This is a genomic window from Ruegeria sp. YTSC106, from assembly GCF_059609765.1.
In genome coordinates this window covers 170,894-185,828 of sequence record NZ_JBXWMI010000003.1, presented here as the reverse complement: position 1 = coordinate 185,828, position 14,935 = coordinate 170,894, and the positions used below count along the sequence as shown (strand labels likewise).

Genomic DNA, 14,935 nt, shown 5'->3' with positions numbered 1-14,935 from the left:
ATGCAAACCGTCTGGGTTGCTTACAAACAAAATGTGCCGCCTATTGGCGGCACACAACCTTTTTCGAGTCACAGCATCTGTTCCTTTTTGAACAGAATAAAATTCAGCCGAAAATTGTTACGCTCTTGCTCAGCTGTCCCTTCAGCGCTCGGCTGACATCCGCCGATTCAAGGGGAAGCTTCATCAAAAGGCTTCCGTCCACATCAAACAGGTGAACTTCGTTTTCTTCAAAACGTGCGCCACCCAGCGACTCATAGCTGCGGCGCAACACCGTCTGCGGGCGCCCGTCCTCGTTCTTTTGCAGAACACGGACTTCACGACGTATCGGATCAAAATAGGCATCCGGGCGCTGATCAAGGACTTCAATCGTCAGCAAACTGACACCGACGATCAGAAACAGCATCGAGGCCACCATCTTGATCGGCCAGACATCTGCGCCAACGATCGAACCCGGCATGAGCCACATCGAAAACGCCGAAAAGATCAGGAACGCTCCTACCAACCGCGCCAGGATCAAACGGGCCTTCCAGTTTGGCGCAAAGGCGATCATTACCGGCACCGAATGCTCAAAGCGCGAGCTTGCCGCTTCTTCCCGGTATGTGTTTGTATTTGTCGCGGTCATAACACTTCACCCTTTATCAGGTTACTGTCGAATTTCAGTTTCGTTCCGGGTAACGTCCGGTATGCAAAACAACTTTGAGCCGAAAAGCGTCAGCAATTGGGCGGCCCAAAGGAAAATGGGCGGCGTCTCAAAGGCACATGTGGCGGGGCTTGCTCCTGTAGTTCAAACGTGTATACGGGGCCATCCTTCGCAATCAAATGAATCGCGCAGCCTCTCGTGGCAGGGTCGCGAAGGACCGGATGGCCCCGCCTATGAAATGCGCCTTGATATAAACAGGAGTGCACATGCCACTGTATGAGCATGTAATGATCGCGCGTCAGGATCTGTCCAACGCGCAGGCGGAAAGCCTCGTCGAACATTTCGGCACCGTTCTGGCTGACAACGGCGGCAAGCTTGTCGACAGCGAGTATTGGGGCGTCAAGACGATGGCCTACAAGATCAACAAGAATCGCAAGGGCCACTATGCCTTTCTGAAAACCGATTCCCCCTCGGGTGCGGTTCAGGAAATGGAACGCCTGATGCGTCTGCATGACGATGTCATGCGCGTTCTGACCATCAAGGTCGATGGCCACACCGATGGCCCATCGGTTCAGATGCAGAAGCGTGACGAGCGTGGCGACCGCCGCGAGCGTCGTTGATCAACGCCTGAGAAAAGGACACTAAACCATGGCCGCAAAACCATTTTTCCGCCGCCGCAAGGTCTGCCCGTTCTCGGGTGAGAACGCGCCGAAGATCGATTACAAAGACACCCGTCTGCTGCAGCGCTACATCTCTGAGCGTGGCAAGATCGTTCCATCCCGCATCACCGCCGTTTCGGCGAAAAAGCAGCGTGAGCTGGCCCGTGCTATCAAGCGCGCCCGCTTCCTCGCCCTGCTGCCGTACGCCGTGAAGTAAGGAGAGATTGACATGCAAGTTATCCTTCTCGAACGCGTTGCGAAACTGGGTCAGATGGGCGACGTCGTTGACGTAAAGTCCGGCTACGCCCGAAACTTCCTGCTGCCCCAGGGCAAAGCCCTGAGCGCATCGGACGCCAACATCGCGTCGTTCGAAGCCCAGAAAGCGCAGTTGGAAGCACGCAACCTGGAAACCAAGAAAGAAGCCGAAGCACTGGCTGAAAAGCTGGACGGACAGCAATTCGTAGTGATTCGCTCTGCATCAGATGCAGGTGCTCTGTACGGCTCGGTCACCCCGCGTGACGCCGCAGACGCTGCAACCGAAGCCGGATTCACCGTCGACAAAAAGCAGGTTATCCTGATCAATCCGATCAAGGAGCTGGGCCTGCACTCTGTTGCAGTCAAGCTGCACCCCGAAGTCGAAGTCGAAATCAAAATGAACGTGGCGCGTTCGGAAGAAGAAGCCGAACTGCAAGCCTCGGGCAAATCGATCCAGGAACTGGCCGCAGAAGAAGAAGCAGCCGCTGAATTCGAGATTGCTGAACTGTTTGACGACATCGGCTCGGCCGCGTCCGAGGACGAAGAGCTGGCTTCGGAAGCAGCCCCTGCTGAGGAAGACGAAGCCAAAGCCTGATCCGGCGACGCTTCGAATACTATTAAGGCCGTGCTTCAGCGCGGCCTTTTTTGTGTTTCCGAGCCAAACCAGCAAATTTCAGCCCAACTCCATCCACAATCTTGCAGCAAAATACTCAGGCCATATCATTGCCACTCGAAGTCCGGAGAAACAAAATGCCCTCGTTCACCCGTCGCAATTTCTTGGCACTCTTATTGACAGCACCGATAGCTGCTTGCAGTGCAGGAGTAGTATCCAAGGCAGAAACACCGCTATTCAACCCTCCGCTTTATCCAAACGAAACGCCGGAACTTCGCGCGTCGATCAACAAATGGGCAGACCACTACCAGCTTCCGCGAGAGCTTGTTCACAAGCTGGCTATTCGCGAAAGCACACATCGCCCCTGGGCCGTCAACCGCCCCTATTACGGCCTGCTACAGATCCTTCCGGCTACCGCGCGCTCTATGGGATACACCGGAAACGCCAAAGGCCTGTTGGACGCGGACACCAACCTCGAGTTTGCCGGGAAATACCTTCGCGGCGCCTGGCTTCTGTCTGATGGCAATCAGGATCGGGCCATATTTCTCTATGCCAAAGGGTTTTACCCCGAGGCCAAAGCGCGCGGATTGTTGGTGGAAACTGGACTGAAATCCGCCAACTGACGGTGATTGGCGTCAGAAAGCCGCGTGATTTTAGCACTTTTTACCGAATAGTGACAAAAATGTTCTATTGAATGTCTCAATATTTTGAAATGAGCAGACAATTAGTACCTCGCCTTGTCATGTTTAGGAAAGTGTGGTGTTCTGACTCGGTGAGGTAAACGGGTTCCACTCTGTGTTATATGCATGCTCGACGACACCATCGAGCTGTAAGATGGGCCGCAGCTAGTAGGCACCACATGGAAATTGTCGATCTGAGCACACTGCCGGATTCCGAGGTTCGTTACACCGAATTTCTAAGGCAAATCTGTGAGAAGCATGACATGGATCATGCCGCTTATGCTGGCATGAACCCTGCTGCTGGCACGGTGGCCGGCTTTGTGACGTATGACGATGCCTGGAATGAGCACTACACAAACCAGGGTCTGATCATGATCGACCCGACCATCCATATGGCCCGCCGCAGCATTGCGCCAGTGGATTGGAGCCGCTTGGAGCGAAGCCCTGACTTCCAACGTGTATTCCGGGATGCCCATGATTTTGGACTGCCCAACCAAGGCGTTACAATACCCGTGCGCGGTCCCTACGGGGATATCGGCCTGTTGAGCGCAACGCGCAACTGCAGCAAAGAGGAATGGCGCAAGCTATACACGCATGTCATCAGTGACTTGCAGTCCATGGCGGTGCACATCCATGACAACGTCGTTTCGTCGGACGAATTGACCAGCGCGCTGTATCATCCAACGCTCTCCAGACGTGAAACAGAGATTTTGCAGTGGGTCGCGGCAGGGAAATCGCAACAGGACATCGGCGATATTTTGTCTATTTCGCACCGAACCGTAGAAGTGCACTTGCGTTCCAGCCGAGAAAAGCTTAGTGCGCTGACCACCCCTCAGGCCGTTGGCCGGGCGATTGCAATTGGGCTTATTACCCCAAGTTAAACAAAAAAAACGCCAAATTTCGCCAAAATACGGGAAACCCCCAATAGAAAAACTCCCCGAGTCCGGTAACTTCAAGGTTACCGAACAACCACTCGAAGGGGGAAGAAATGATCATCGTGGTAGATGGCCTGAACAGACATTTGTTCAGCGAAGTTCTTGACGAAATGTTCGAGTTGAGAGCACGTGTTTTTGGGGGACGTCTAGGATGGGACGTTAACATTCAAGACGGAAAAGAAATCGACGAGTTCGATCACCTGGACCCGGCATATGTAATCGGACTCGACGACGAGGGGAATGTCGTCGCAGCCGTGCGTGCCCTCCAGACCACCGGACCTCACATGTTGTCGGATGTCTTTTCGTCGATTCTTTGTGGCGAAGCACCACTTCGCAGCGCAACCATGTGGGAATCGACCCGCTTCTGCGTAGACACGCAACGCCTCACTCGTGGCAAAGAAAAGAACTCGGTCTCATACGCAACTTGCGAGTTGATGATCGGATCTTTGGAATATGCAAAGAATGCAGGTATTCAGGACATCATCACCGTGATCGATCCGGTCATGGATCGGGTGCTGAAGCGTTCGAACTGCGCTCCATACGACTATGTCGGCAAAACAGTGCCAATGGGCAAAGTTCATGCCTTGGCCGCTCTGCTGGACTGCACGGAAGAACGCATCGCCGGCCTGCGTGAGTTTGCGGGCATTCACAACGATGTCTTTATGGACGAAGAAGAGGCGTTGGATCTGTTTGCCGCGAAGAAAGCCGCAGAACAAAACCCGGCGAACCAGGATCACAAACCACTTACCGACCTCGAGAAATACTTTGTGGAACAGATGAGCGCTGCAAAAACGGAAGCTGAACGGCAGGACGTCCTTAAGCTGATCGAAGCGCTCACGGATACTTTCACGCCAGAGCAAAGAACCGCTCTTTTAGAAACCCCCCGTGCTTTTGCTCATGAGGCCTGACCCCCTCACCTCATAGATACAAAAGCCACCCATGCGGAGCCGTCTGATTTCAGGCGGCTCCGTTTTTTTGTCCCTTCTGCTGATGAAGGGAAGGAAGAGGATTATTCCTCTTCCAGTGCCTCGACAGCTTTCTGCAGGTCGTCCTTGCTGACTTCCTTGTCAGTGACCTGAGCCAGTTCCAACACGTAATCGACAACCTTGTCTTCAAAGATCGGCGCTCGCAGTTGCTGTTGCATCTGCGCGTTCTGCTGCACGAACTCAAAGAACTGACGTTCCTGACCCGGGTACTGGCGCGCCTGATTCATGATCGCCTGTGTCATCTCGGCGTCGGTAACTTCAACCTCGGCCTTCTGGCCCAGTTCAGCCAACAACAGGCCCAGACGCACGCGGCGCTCGGCCAGCTTGTTGTGCTCGTCCGTGGGCTCGATCGGATCGTGGTCGTGGCCTTCGACTTCAGGATTTTCTTCGTGCCACAGCTGATGCGCAATCTGCTTTGCTTCGGCTTCAACCAGCGACGGCGGCAGATCGAACGAGACTTTCTCATCCAATGCGTCCAGCAGAGCACGCTTCATCACAGCGCGCGACGCGCCGGCATATTCGGCTTCCAGACGTTCTGCGATCTGGCCTTTCAGGGCTTCCAGGTCTTCGGCGCCAAATTTCTTAGCCAGTTCGTCGTTCACTTCCGCTGCAACCGGTTCTTTAACTTCCTTGATGGTGCAGGTGAAAACAGCGTCTTTGCCGGCCAGATGCTCGGCACCGTATTCCTCAGGGAACGTGACGTTGACGTCTTTTACTTCCTCGGCTTTCACGCCAACCAGCTGTTCTTCGAAGCCAGGGATGAAGCTGTTCGAGCCCAGAACCAACGGGTAATCTTCTGCCGAACCACCTTCGAATTCCTCGCCATCAACCTTACCGACGAAATCGAACACGATCTGGTCTCCGTCCTTGGCCTTCGACCCCTTGCGGCGCGCTTTGAAGTCCTGAGCGGTTTCGGCCAGGTTGTTCAGCGCTTCTTCGACGGCCGCATCATCAGCTTTGACGATCAGTTTTTCCAGCTTCGCTGATTTAAGGTCGACTTCCGGGATCGCTGGCAGCGCCTCATAGGACATGGCGACTTCAACGTCATCGCCTTCTTTCCAGTCCTCATTGGTCATCTTGACCTCGGGCTGCAGCGCGGGGCGGTCACCGCTGTCTTCGAAATGCTTGTTCATGGCGCCATCGATGGTTTCCTGCATCGCCTCGCCCAAAAGGCGTTGGCCAAACTGCTTTTTCAGCAGCGCCATTGGCACTTTACCTTTGCGGAAACCTTTCATTTCGATTTCCGGCTGCGCTTCAGTCAGCTTTTCGTTGACCTTCTCGTCCAGCTCGGCTGCGGACACAACGATGTTGTAGCCACGTTTCAGACCTTCGTTCAGCGTCTCGGTAACCTGCATTATGGTAGTCCCCATAGGATTCGGGGCGCGCAAAAAGGGCGCGCCGGGCAAATTTGACGCCTTCTATTTGCCCAGCCGCCCACGCGCAAGGGGCAAAGGCTGAATCCAGTGGTATTTGATCACCAAAACCGCAAAAAAGAACGCCCCGGAAACCAGGGCGTTCGCGTTTGGATCAGTCAGACGATCAGAACTTCCAGCGTGCGCCCAGAACCCATGCTTCGTTGTTGTCAAAGGATGTGCCGTCATCGAAATCGTGGTTGCGGTATTTCAGGTAAACATCCGTATTGAACGCCTCGACCTTCTGCACGACCGCGATACCCCAGGCTTTGGTATCCGAGCCGTTGCTCTCGAAATCCGAGCCATCATAATAGTCGATGCCGACGCCGGTCTTGCCCCAGGACACCCAGTTGCCTTCGTACGAGATCTTACCATACCAATAGTTCGGATCCGTAGCACCGGCCTGGTCATCGTCGCGCGTACCGCCTGCAACCGTAAAGCCCAAACCGCTGGGCAGCAGAACAGACGCCGAACCAATGGTGTCTTTGCGGTCGCCCGAATTGTCATCGCGTTCGCGCACCGAATAGGCAACGGCTGCCGCGAATTCCACACCGCCAGCAAAGGTGTTTTCATAGAACAGGCCGACGTCGTAATAATCGTCATCATCGCTGCTGGACAAAATGTTCTGACCATAAGCAAAACCGGCCGAAAACCCGTTGATGGCTGGGGTATCATACCGCACCCGTCCACGGCGCGCGCCGTCAAAGTTGCTTGAGCTGTCGCCAACCGTAATACCGCTCAGAAAACCGGTCGTGTCGCGATAGAAGAACCCTGCATTTTCATCGTTGGTAAACGAATACAGCGCGGTTCCGACATATGACAGATCAACCTCTGCGGCTCCATCAGCGACCATGCTGCCCTGACCTGCCGAAAACTTGCCGTAGCCACCTTTCAGCGAAAAATCCACGTGGCGAATGTCTTCACGATTCCAACCATCTGCGTTGGTTCCGAATTGATCGGCCGACGCCGAACCCGGCAGGCCAAGGCCTGTTTCCAACCAAAATTGGAACTCGTTACTTCCATATGGCTGCACAAGACGCAGGCCGACACGGCTGTTCGACAGATCGTTGTCGAGAACTCGGGTCTCGGTATCCTGTCCGTCATCCACCGAGATCAAGGCGGGGTGCAGCTGTCCATACAGCAGTACATATCCGCCGCTATTATTTTCGTACTTCATTTCCGCCGCAGCCGGGATGGCGGTCGTCGCAGTCAGAACAGCGGCTACTGATATCGGTTTAATGTTAAGGTTCATTTCACTCACCATGAAAGGTTCGGGGTTCAGGTACTGTCCAATTGTTTACAAACTGCGAGCGTTCCAGTGGTCCGCATTCACTCCCTCGCAAACATTGCAAATTCGCAACAGATCTCATCGAATACGCGACCATTTAACATTATAAATCATACAGTTACGAATCTTACCACAAGTTTACAGCAAATTGTGCAAATGAATTGTGGCCTCCGGCTATGCGTCTGGCAAACATTCGGTCTGCATTGACGCGGACCTTGACGGCGAATTTCCGCCGACTCGCCGTGAATTGAGCCGTTCCACGCCCAACCCACTCAGATATTCAACTTTTTCAAAACGTCCGGCACCTGTTCCGGCAAATCTTCCGCGATCAAACCCGGCCCGAACTGGCGCGCGCATTCCACATGTAACCACGCCGCAGTTTCCGCCGCCTGTATCGGCGAAAAACCTCGCGCCAGCAGACCTGCGATGAATCCTGCAAGCACATCGCCGGCCCCAGCGGTCGCCAGCCAGGGGGCCGCTCTTTCGTATACGGCCGCGTTGACCACGCATCGTCCGTCTGGCGCAGCGATCACCGTGTCCGGACCCTTGAACAGAATCACGCACCCAGCTCGTTTTGCAGCAGCACGCGTTGCGTCCACCTTGGAATACGCCGGTCCCTTGGTCGGGTGCGCGTTCATCTCCCCGGCAACATCCGGAAACAACCGGGCGAATTCCCCGCCATGCGGCGTGAGTACACATTTGCCGTGCAAATGCGCGAACAGGGTGTCGGGATCCTCGGCAAAGGCTGACAGAGCATCCGCGTCCAACACGGTTGCCCGCCGTGCGGCCAAGGCCATAGGCACAAGTGCCTGCGCCCTCGCCAATCCAAGCGCAGGCCCCAGGCAAAGCGCATTCAGGCGCGTATCCTCCAGTATTTCGGACAAATCATCGGTCCCGTCCACCCGCTGCAACATGAGGGCCGTGATCTGGCTGGCCGCTTCCGTCTGCGCTGACGGCGGCACGCCCAGCGTCACCAGACCCGCCCCAATCCGCAAAGCCCCCCGCGCCGCCAATCGCGCAGCACCTGTTTTGCCCGAGCCTCCGGACAGGATCAAAGCGTGGCCATGCGAATATTTGTGGTCGACCGAAGCTTTCAAAAGCTTCATCCTGTCGGGATGGGCCATGTGAACGATCTGACTGTCCTCCCATGTTTCGAGGCCAATCGACTTGGTTCGTACCGTTCCGCAGGTTACCGGACCATCACCCAGCACATGCCCCAGCTTTCTGCTATGAAACGTCACCGCCATGTCTGCAACTATCGCATCGCCAAGAATGCGACCACTGTCGGCGCACAAGCCGCTTGGCGCGTCAATTGCGACGACCTTTACGCCTCGATCTCGCAGCAGGGTTCTAGCCGGTGCGTTGGTCAACATTGAAAACACACCCGCAAATGGTCGGGTGAGACCCGTGCCAAAAACCCCGTCGACCACCAGGTCAATTTCATTCGGAAACCGAAGAAAATCATCCTCTAACGGGGCGGGGTCGACGGCGAATACGCAAACTTCGTTCTTTGTTTCCCATCTCTCATAATTCACCCGCGCATCCGGTGGCAGCTTTTCCGGGTTCCCGTAAAGAAACACCTCAACCTCCCACCCCAGCTCCTGCAAAAGCCGCGCCACAACAAACCCGTCACCTCCGTTGTTGCCTGGTCCGCACAGCACCACTGCGCGCAGCGGATCCTCTTCATCTGGCCCCAAATACCCCGGGGAGCGCGAGGGGCTGGCCCCTCGCCTGTCCAACACCGGCCATTCCTCGAAAATCGCGTCAACAACACCCTGCCCGGCCCGCTCCATCAGCTCCAGACCGGTCACCTCACCGGATGTGATGGCGGCTTGCTCGATGGTCCGCATCTGTGCCGCTGTCAGCAATTCCATCCTTTCACCCCTCGCTCGATTCTATTTTGATTACTTTTTGTGCATATCGCTCAAAAATTAGCGCCAAGCCGTTTTTCCAAGCGTTCCGACCCGCACGATATCGCAATCACATTGCCGCCCGATCTTAGACGTGATCACTGCCCCTGAGACAACCATTCAAGGTGAACCGGGATGAAAAAGATCGAAGCGATCATCAAGCCGTTCAAACTGGACGAAGTGAAAGAGGCATTGCAGGATGTGGGCGTCCAGGGCCTCAGCGTCATCGAGGTCAAGGGTTTCGGTCGCCAGAAAGGCCATACCGAGCTGTATCGCGGCGCCGAGTATGTCGTCGATTTTCTGCCCAAGGTTAAGGTCGAGGTCGTATTGGACGACGACCAGGTCGACGCCGCCGTCGAGGCCATCGTGTCGGCCGCCAAAACCGACAAGATCGGAGACGGCAAGATTTTCGTGTCCCCCGTCGACCAAGCCATTCGTATCCGGACCGGTGAAACCGGCTCGGACGCACTATAACCCACAAGATTACTGACACATCTATCAGAAGGACCAAGGGAATGAGCGTAGACGCAGTTCTCAATACAATCCGCGAAGAAGACGTCGCCTATGTCGACATCCGTTTCACTGACGTGCGCGGCAAGCTGCAGCACGTGACGGTGGACGTCGATCTGGTCGATGAAGACTTCCTGGAAGAAGGCTTCATGTTTGACGGCTCGTCCATTGCAGGCTGGAAGTCGATCGAAAACTCGGACATGAAACTGATCGCCGACACGACATCGGCTTATATCGACCCGTTCTATGCTGAAAAGACACTGTGTCTGCACTGCTCGATCGTTGAACCCGACACCGGTGAAGCCTATGGCCGCGACCCGCGCGGAACCGCGCAGAAAGCCGAAGCCTACCTGAAGTCCAGCGGTATCGGTGACGTTGCCTACATGGGCCCCGAAGCTGAATTCTTCCTGTTTGATGACGTTCGTTTTTCAAACAGCATCAACAAAGTATCCTTCGAAGTTGATGCAACAGATGCGTCGTGGAACACCGACACCGAATACGAGATGGGAAACATGGGCCACCGTCCGGGCGTCAAGGGCGGCTACTTCCCGGTCAACCCCATCGACGAAGCTCAGGACCTGCGTTCGGAAATGCTGTCGACCATGAAGCGCCTGGGCATGAAGGTCGACAAGCACCACCACGAAGTGGCCTCGTGCCAGCACGAGCTAGGCCTGATCTTCGACAGCCTGACCAAGCAGGCCGACGAGTTGCAGAAGTACAAGTACGTCATCCACAACGTCGCGCACGCCTACGGCAAATCGGCCACGTTCATGCCGAAGCCGATCGCAGGTGACAACGGCACCGGCATGCACGTGAACATGTCGATCTGGAAAGACGGCAAGCCGCTGTTCGCTGGCGACAAATACGCCGACCTGTCGGACGAGGCGCTGTACTTCATCGGCGGTATCCTGAAACACGCCAAGACCCTGAACGCCTTCACCAACCCGTCGACCAACAGCTACAAGCGCTTGATCCCCGGGTTTGAAGCCCCTGTTCTGCGCGCCTATTCGGCACGCAACCGTTCAGGTTGTGTGCGTATTCCATGGACCGAAAGCCCCAAGGCCAAACGTGTCGAAGCGCGCTTCCCCGATCCGGCAGCCAACCCCTATCTGGCGTTTGCCGCCCTGCTTATGGCCGGCCTGGACGGCATCAAGAACAAGATCAATCCCGGCGAGGCGATGGACAAGAACCTGTACGACTTGCCCGCCGAGGAACTGGCTGACATCCCGACCGTCTGCGGCAGCTTGCGCGAGGCTCTGGAAGCTCTGGCATCCGATCACGACTTCCTGCTTCAGGGCGATGTGTTCACCAAAGACCAGATCGACGGCTACATCGCACTGAAGATGGAAGAGGTGGAAACCTACGAGCACACGCCGCACCCGGTGGAGTACGGTATGTACTACAGCTGCTAAGCTGAGTACTGGAACGAATTGTCAGGGCGCCCGTTTGGGCGCCCTTGTCATTTCCGCCCACAAGATTTGACGCACCGCCTTTGTTCCAACAAACTGGTGAGAAAACTCCCGATCGGAGACAACAGCATGCCTCGCGATACTTCACCTTTCTCGAAATTCTCAAACCTTGTGACATCCGAACAGGAACTGAGACGGATCTCTGGCCATCCGCTGCCACAGATCGTTGCCAAGGAGTTGTCCTCACTCGATCAGATGTGCCGCGATTTCATCGCGATCTCACCGTTTTGCCTGATCGCATCGGCCAACCCGGACGGGCACCTTGATGTTTCCCCCCGTGGCGACCCGCCCGGCTTTGTTCAGGTGCTGTCCGATACGCTGATCGCGATCCCCGATCGACCAGGCAACAAACGCGTGGATACGTTCCACAATGTTCTGAAGGACCCGCGCGTCAGTGTAATCTTCTTTGTTCCAGGCAAGATGGAGACGCTCCGCATTCGCGGCACAGCCCGCATTTGTACCGCCCCCCAGTTGCTGGATAGTATGGCCGTTGACGAACACCCACCCAAACTTGCCCTGCTCATTCATGTCGAGACTGCATTCGCACACTGTCCGAAATGTGTGATCCGCTCGCACCTGTGGCAGCCCGAAGACTGGCCGGACTCGACCAACCTGCCAAACATGAATGCAATGATGGTGAAACACGCCCACATCAAGGCCACCCCTGAGAAATGGTTCGAAACGTTAAGGGAAAAGGGCGAGTTGGACCTTTACTAACCGCTTTGCCCGAGACGCAGCCCACGCTAGGCTAACCGCAGATTTCAGTTTCATCGGATTACGCCCATGTTTCGCCTAGCCACCATTCTTGCCCTTTCCCTGACCTCCCCGGTTCTGGCCGCACCCTGCGGGAACACCAGCGCAGGGTTCGAGGCTTGGAAGGCAGATTTTGCCAAACAGGCACGCAAGGCGGGGGTAAAAAAGAAGGGGCTGCAAGCGCTGTCTCAGACACAGTATGCTTCGCGGACGATTGCTGCGGATCGCAATCAGAAGAGCTTTAAATACTCGCTGGACAAATTCATGCGAGTTCGAGGGGCCGATACAATTGTCGCACAGGGCCGCAAACGCAAAGCCGCCAATCCGAACTACTATGCAGCCTTTGAGCGGCAATACGGTGTACCTGCCGGCGTTCTGATCGCCATTCACGGCATGGAAACCGGCTTTGGCAATTTCATGGGCGACAGTCAGGTTGTTTCCGCAATCACAACACTGGCCTATGATTGTCGCAGATCCGAGTTCTTCATTCCCCACGCAATTGGGGCACTGAAACTGGTCGACATGGGCAGCATTACGATGGCGACAAAAGGGGCAAAACATGGCGAGCTGGGCCACACACAATTCCTGCCAGGCAACGCCCTGACCTATGGTGTCGATGCCACCGGGGACCGGCGCGTGGATTTCTACAACATGACGGATGCACTGGCCTCAACCGCTAATTTTCTTCGAAAGAAAGGGTGGAAGCCAGGGCGCGGCTATCAACCCGGAGAACCAAATTATCGCGTCTTGCAGCAGTGGAATGCAGCCTCTGTCTATCAGCAATCCATCGCAATCATGGGCGCCCGAATCGACAAATAGCCCCGCCGCACCGGCAACACGTGCTGCGCCCGATTTCGCCACATTTCCGCCACAGTGACAAACAAAAGCCTTTAGTTGCTTGGTTTCCAAAGCGTAACCAATCGCCGGGAAATTTCACTTTTTTGCATTTTTCGCCCAATTCTCTCCAAGAAGAGGTGCTAGCCTCTAGCTAACAGAACGTAATAAAGGACGGGGCAGTGGCTCGGAAGCACAGCTACCATGGTGGCCTGCAATTTGACGGCGACGCAACCGGCGCGATAGAGCGCTTTGGATCTATCGTTGCCACGACGCTGGAAGACTACGGTCATCTGGTCGAACGCAAGACCCTGCTCAGCGCAACCGAGGCCAGCATCGTCTCGAGCCAGTATCTTGTACGTATGACTCTGGATACCGGCGCCTCCGAACAGCAAGACCGTTACGAGCGCATGGATCGCGCCGCGGGGTTGAAAACCATGGCAAGGCCCCGCGTGTCGCATCCGCAAAACAGATTGGTACTAACGATCACGCCAGTCTCGCCACTTTTGGATGACGCCGAGATATCCGAACTGATGCTGGTGGTTACACTGTATCGTATGGTCGATATCTGTTCGACCCGGCGGGTCGAATGGTTATCACCGCACACGGTTCTTACCGTTGAGCATTTCATGAGCGCCTTTGACACGCTGACACCAAGCAGGGCAACGCGGGACCGCAAGCAAATCTTTCAGTCACTGACCGGACAGTTCGCCGGGGTGAAACAGACGGAACAGGATGACGCGATCAACGCCCCTCTTGCTCCTGCCGCGCGTCCGATTCAACTGACGGATGAACAATTGCTCAGCATCGCTTTTCGAAGCGACGAAGCCGACCTGCCAGGCCAGAATGAACCCGGCGCTGCCATCACCGAGGAAGATGACAGGCCAAGCGACATCCTCCGTCTCAGCAGCTGGTGCATGACCGGAGTATTGGCCAGCGTTTCGGCACCGATTGCCGTATCGATGGCCGCAGTCAACCTGATCCGGGGCGAGGATTTCCGCCTCAACACGCAGGTGCTTGTGTTCACTTTCGCCATTTTCGCGCTGAATGCTAGTAACGCGTTAGCAGATGTAGCTGGCGCCTTGGGCATGTAAAAGAATTACCGAAGACCCTCCTAGGAGGCCCCGCCATCAGGCGGGGTTTTCCGTTTCCGGGATCGCGTTTGCGGCCAGAACGTATGTGTGGATGGAAAACACGATCGCGTTGGTTTTCGGCAAACGCAATAACGTCTGCCGCTCGCTTCGCAGATAAGACGCCTGACGCGGGTCCCGTATTTCGCGCGGCTCACTGGCACTGCGAGGCTGGAAAAGCTCCGGGTCTTCGTACCACAGGGCATTGAAGCGCCAAAGCGGGCGGCCGGGTTGAATACCGTCAAACAGCCTCTGCACCCGCTTCGCGAGATTGGCATCATAGCTTTCCACGGGCACGTGGATATCAATCAGCGGTCGCATGAATTTCTCAGACAAACGCCAACTGGCGGGAAAACACAGTATGGCACCCGTCAGTACATGTTCATCTGCCCGTTTCTGCAGGATGCAAAAATCCTCCTGTACCAGCCTGCACAGCGTATCAAGCGGACGATCCCGGTCGATCGCGACTGATACACCGTCCGGTCGTACGACCTCTGCACCGGCCGTGGGATAGATCTGCATCAGCACCAGATCCAGTAATTCCACGGCAGCAGGCTTGGCCTGAGGATCGAGCGCGAGAACGTCGTCACGCCGCTCAGCCAACACTTCCTCGCGGCGCTGCATCTGGTCGGCAAAGGCCTCATCCTGATGCAGCCAGCTTTCCATGGTTGCAGGTTGAATACCCGGCAAAGCGCGTGGGTTGCCGACATCATATGGGATTTTGTTTTGTAGAATACGCTTCATACCAGTGGCTTAGCACGCGCAGCTTTTCTTGTCGGTCGAAAACGACAACCTCGCCGTCGCATTTTTCTCAGACGATTGTTTCCGGCAGATGAATTGTAGTTGGATCAAGCAACGAGG

General features: G+C 55.6%; 16 protein-coding genes. 11 read left to right on the top strand and 5 right to left on the bottom strand.

The window, feature by feature from the left end; all coding sequences use genetic code 11:
- Positions 1 to 103: 103 nt before the first annotated feature.
- Positions 104 to 622, bottom strand: a complete 519-nt coding sequence (locus tag AC2FEB_RS05300) for a hypothetical protein (RefSeq protein WP_117868609.1) — start codon at positions 620 to 622, stop codon at positions 104 to 106.
- Positions 623 to 906: 284 nt separating this feature from the next.
- Between AC2FEB_RS05300 and rpsF the strand changes: the two genes are divergently transcribed.
- The 6 genes from rpsF (at position 907) to AC2FEB_RS05270 (ending at position 4,690) form a co-directional block, all read left to right on the top strand.
- Complete coding sequence (gene rpsF / locus AC2FEB_RS05295; RefSeq protein ID WP_117868608.1) at positions 907 to 1,260, top strand: 30S ribosomal protein S6; 354 nt, start codon at positions 907 to 909, stop codon at positions 1,258 to 1,260.
- Positions 1,261 to 1,288: 28 nt separating this feature from the next.
- Positions 1,289 to 1,516, top strand: coding sequence for a 30S ribosomal protein S18 (gene rpsR, locus AC2FEB_RS05290; RefSeq protein WP_005608650.1), 228 nt, complete (start codon positions 1,289 to 1,291; stop codon positions 1,514 to 1,516).
- Between the two features lie 12 nt (positions 1,517 to 1,528).
- Positions 1,529 to 2,149, top strand: coding sequence for a 50S ribosomal protein L9 (rplI, locus tag AC2FEB_RS05285; protein WP_117868607.1), 621 nt, complete (start codon positions 1,529 to 1,531; stop codon positions 2,147 to 2,149).
- Positions 2,150 to 2,304: 155 nt separating this feature from the next.
- Positions 2,305 to 2,790 carry a transglycosylase SLT domain-containing protein gene (locus tag AC2FEB_RS05280; protein WP_496671380.1) on the top strand — a complete coding sequence of 162 codons (486 nt, stop codon included), beginning with the start codon at positions 2,305 to 2,307 and terminating at the stop codon, positions 2,788 to 2,790.
- 236 nt (positions 2,791 to 3,026) lie between these two features.
- A complete protein-coding gene (locus AC2FEB_RS05275; protein ID WP_117868605.1) occupies positions 3,027 to 3,728 on the top strand; it encodes an autoinducer binding domain-containing protein in 702 nt (233 codons plus the stop codon).
- A 107-nt stretch (positions 3,729 to 3,835) separates the two neighbouring features.
- Positions 3,836 to 4,690, top strand: coding sequence for an acyl-homoserine-lactone synthase (locus tag AC2FEB_RS05270; RefSeq protein WP_117868604.1), 855 nt, complete (start codon positions 3,836 to 3,838; stop codon positions 4,688 to 4,690).
- 101 nt (positions 4,691 to 4,791) lie between these two features.
- Here AC2FEB_RS05270 and tig read toward each other — a convergent pair whose 3' ends face one another.
- The 3 genes from tig to AC2FEB_RS05255 all read right to left on the bottom strand — a co-directional run bounded on the left by tig (position 4,792) and on the right by AC2FEB_RS05255 (position 9,342).
- Positions 4,792 to 6,123, bottom strand: a complete 1,332-nt coding sequence (tig, locus tag AC2FEB_RS05265) for a trigger factor (protein ID WP_496671385.1) — start codon at positions 6,121 to 6,123, stop codon at positions 4,792 to 4,794.
- Positions 6,124 to 6,307: 184 nt separating this feature from the next.
- Positions 6,308 to 7,432, bottom strand: a complete 1,125-nt coding sequence (locus tag AC2FEB_RS05260) for a porin (protein WP_496671387.1) — start codon at positions 7,430 to 7,432, stop codon at positions 6,308 to 6,310.
- Between the two features lie 308 nt (positions 7,433 to 7,740).
- Positions 7,741 to 9,342: an NAD(P)H-hydrate dehydratase gene (locus AC2FEB_RS05255; RefSeq protein WP_496671390.1), complete on the bottom strand. Its 1,602-nt coding sequence runs from the start codon at positions 9,340 to 9,342 to the stop codon at positions 7,741 to 7,743.
- A 171-nt stretch (positions 9,343 to 9,513) separates the two neighbouring features.
- Here AC2FEB_RS05255 and AC2FEB_RS05250 point away from each other — a divergent pair, with 171 nt between their 5' ends.
- From AC2FEB_RS05250 to AC2FEB_RS05230, 5 genes are all read left to right on the top strand, one after another.
- A complete protein-coding gene (locus AC2FEB_RS05250; protein WP_117868601.1) occupies positions 9,514 to 9,852 on the top strand; it encodes a P-II family nitrogen regulator in 339 nt (112 codons plus the stop codon).
- Between the two features lie 41 nt (positions 9,853 to 9,893).
- On the top strand, positions 9,894 to 11,300 hold the full coding sequence (gene glnA / locus AC2FEB_RS05245; RefSeq protein WP_117868600.1) for a type I glutamate--ammonia ligase: 1,407 nt from the start codon (positions 9,894 to 9,896) through the stop codon (positions 11,298 to 11,300).
- A gap of 126 nt (positions 11,301 to 11,426) precedes the next feature.
- Positions 11,427 to 12,074 carry an MSMEG_1061 family FMN-dependent PPOX-type flavoprotein gene (locus AC2FEB_RS05240; protein ID WP_496671394.1) on the top strand — a complete coding sequence of 216 codons (648 nt, stop codon included), beginning with the start codon at positions 11,427 to 11,429 and terminating at the stop codon, positions 12,072 to 12,074.
- Positions 12,075 to 12,140: 66 nt separating this feature from the next.
- Complete coding sequence (locus AC2FEB_RS05235; protein WP_117868598.1) at positions 12,141 to 12,929, top strand: lytic murein transglycosylase; 789 nt, start codon at positions 12,141 to 12,143, stop codon at positions 12,927 to 12,929.
- A 197-nt stretch (positions 12,930 to 13,126) separates the two neighbouring features.
- Entirely contained in the window at positions 13,127 to 14,038 is a 912-nt protein-coding gene (locus tag AC2FEB_RS05230) for a hypothetical protein (RefSeq protein WP_496671397.1), read from the top strand.
- Between the two features lie 36 nt (positions 14,039 to 14,074).
- Here AC2FEB_RS05230 and AC2FEB_RS05225 read toward each other — a convergent pair whose 3' ends face one another.
- Positions 14,075 to 14,818 (bottom strand): heme-dependent oxidative N-demethylase family protein, encoded by a 744-nt coding sequence (locus tag AC2FEB_RS05225; RefSeq protein ID WP_496671400.1) that lies wholly within the window; start codon positions 14,816 to 14,818, stop codon positions 14,075 to 14,077.
- Positions 14,819 to 14,935: the final 117 nt, after the last annotated feature.

Bases quoted from the DNA above. Each gene is read 5' to 3' on its own strand.
- AC2FEB_RS05240 (WP_496671394.1), top strand. From the start codon at position 11,427: ATGCCTCGCGATACTTCACCTTTCTCGAAATTCTCAAACCTTGTGACA.
- AC2FEB_RS05250 (WP_117868601.1), top strand. From the start codon at position 9,514: ATGAAAAAGATCGAAGCGATCATCAAGCCGTTCAAACTGGACGAAGTG.
- AC2FEB_RS05225 (WP_496671400.1), bottom strand. From the start codon at position 14,818: ATGAAGCGTATTCTACAAAACAAAATCCCATATGATGTCGGCAACCCA.
- AC2FEB_RS05280 (WP_496671380.1), top strand. From the start codon at position 2,305: ATGCCCTCGTTCACCCGTCGCAATTTCTTGGCACTCTTATTGACAGCA.
- glnA (WP_117868600.1), top strand. From the start codon at position 9,894: ATGAGCGTAGACGCAGTTCTCAATACAATCCGCGAAGAAGACGTCGCC.
- rpsF (WP_117868608.1), top strand. From the start codon at position 907: ATGCCACTGTATGAGCATGTAATGATCGCGCGTCAGGATCTGTCCAAC.
- AC2FEB_RS05275 (WP_117868605.1), top strand. From the start codon at position 3,027: ATGGAAATTGTCGATCTGAGCACACTGCCGGATTCCGAGGTTCGTTAC.
- AC2FEB_RS05260 (WP_496671387.1), bottom strand. From the start codon at position 7,432: ATGAACCTTAACATTAAACCGATATCAGTAGCCGCTGTTCTGACTGCG.
- AC2FEB_RS05255 (WP_496671390.1), bottom strand. From the start codon at position 9,342: ATGGAATTGCTGACAGCGGCACAGATGCGGACCATCGAGCAAGCCGCC.
- AC2FEB_RS05300 (WP_117868609.1), bottom strand. From the start codon at position 622: ATGACCGCGACAAATACAAACACATACCGGGAAGAAGCGGCAAGCTCG.
- AC2FEB_RS05235 (WP_117868598.1), top strand. From the start codon at position 12,141: ATGTTTCGCCTAGCCACCATTCTTGCCCTTTCCCTGACCTCCCCGGTT.
- AC2FEB_RS05270 (WP_117868604.1), top strand. From the start codon at position 3,836: ATGATCATCGTGGTAGATGGCCTGAACAGACATTTGTTCAGCGAAGTT.
- tig (WP_496671385.1), bottom strand. From the start codon at position 6,123: ATGCAGGTTACCGAGACGCTGAACGAAGGTCTGAAACGTGGCTACAAC.
- rplI (WP_117868607.1), top strand. From the start codon at position 1,529: ATGCAAGTTATCCTTCTCGAACGCGTTGCGAAACTGGGTCAGATGGGC.
- rpsR (WP_005608650.1), top strand. From the start codon at position 1,289: ATGGCCGCAAAACCATTTTTCCGCCGCCGCAAGGTCTGCCCGTTCTCG.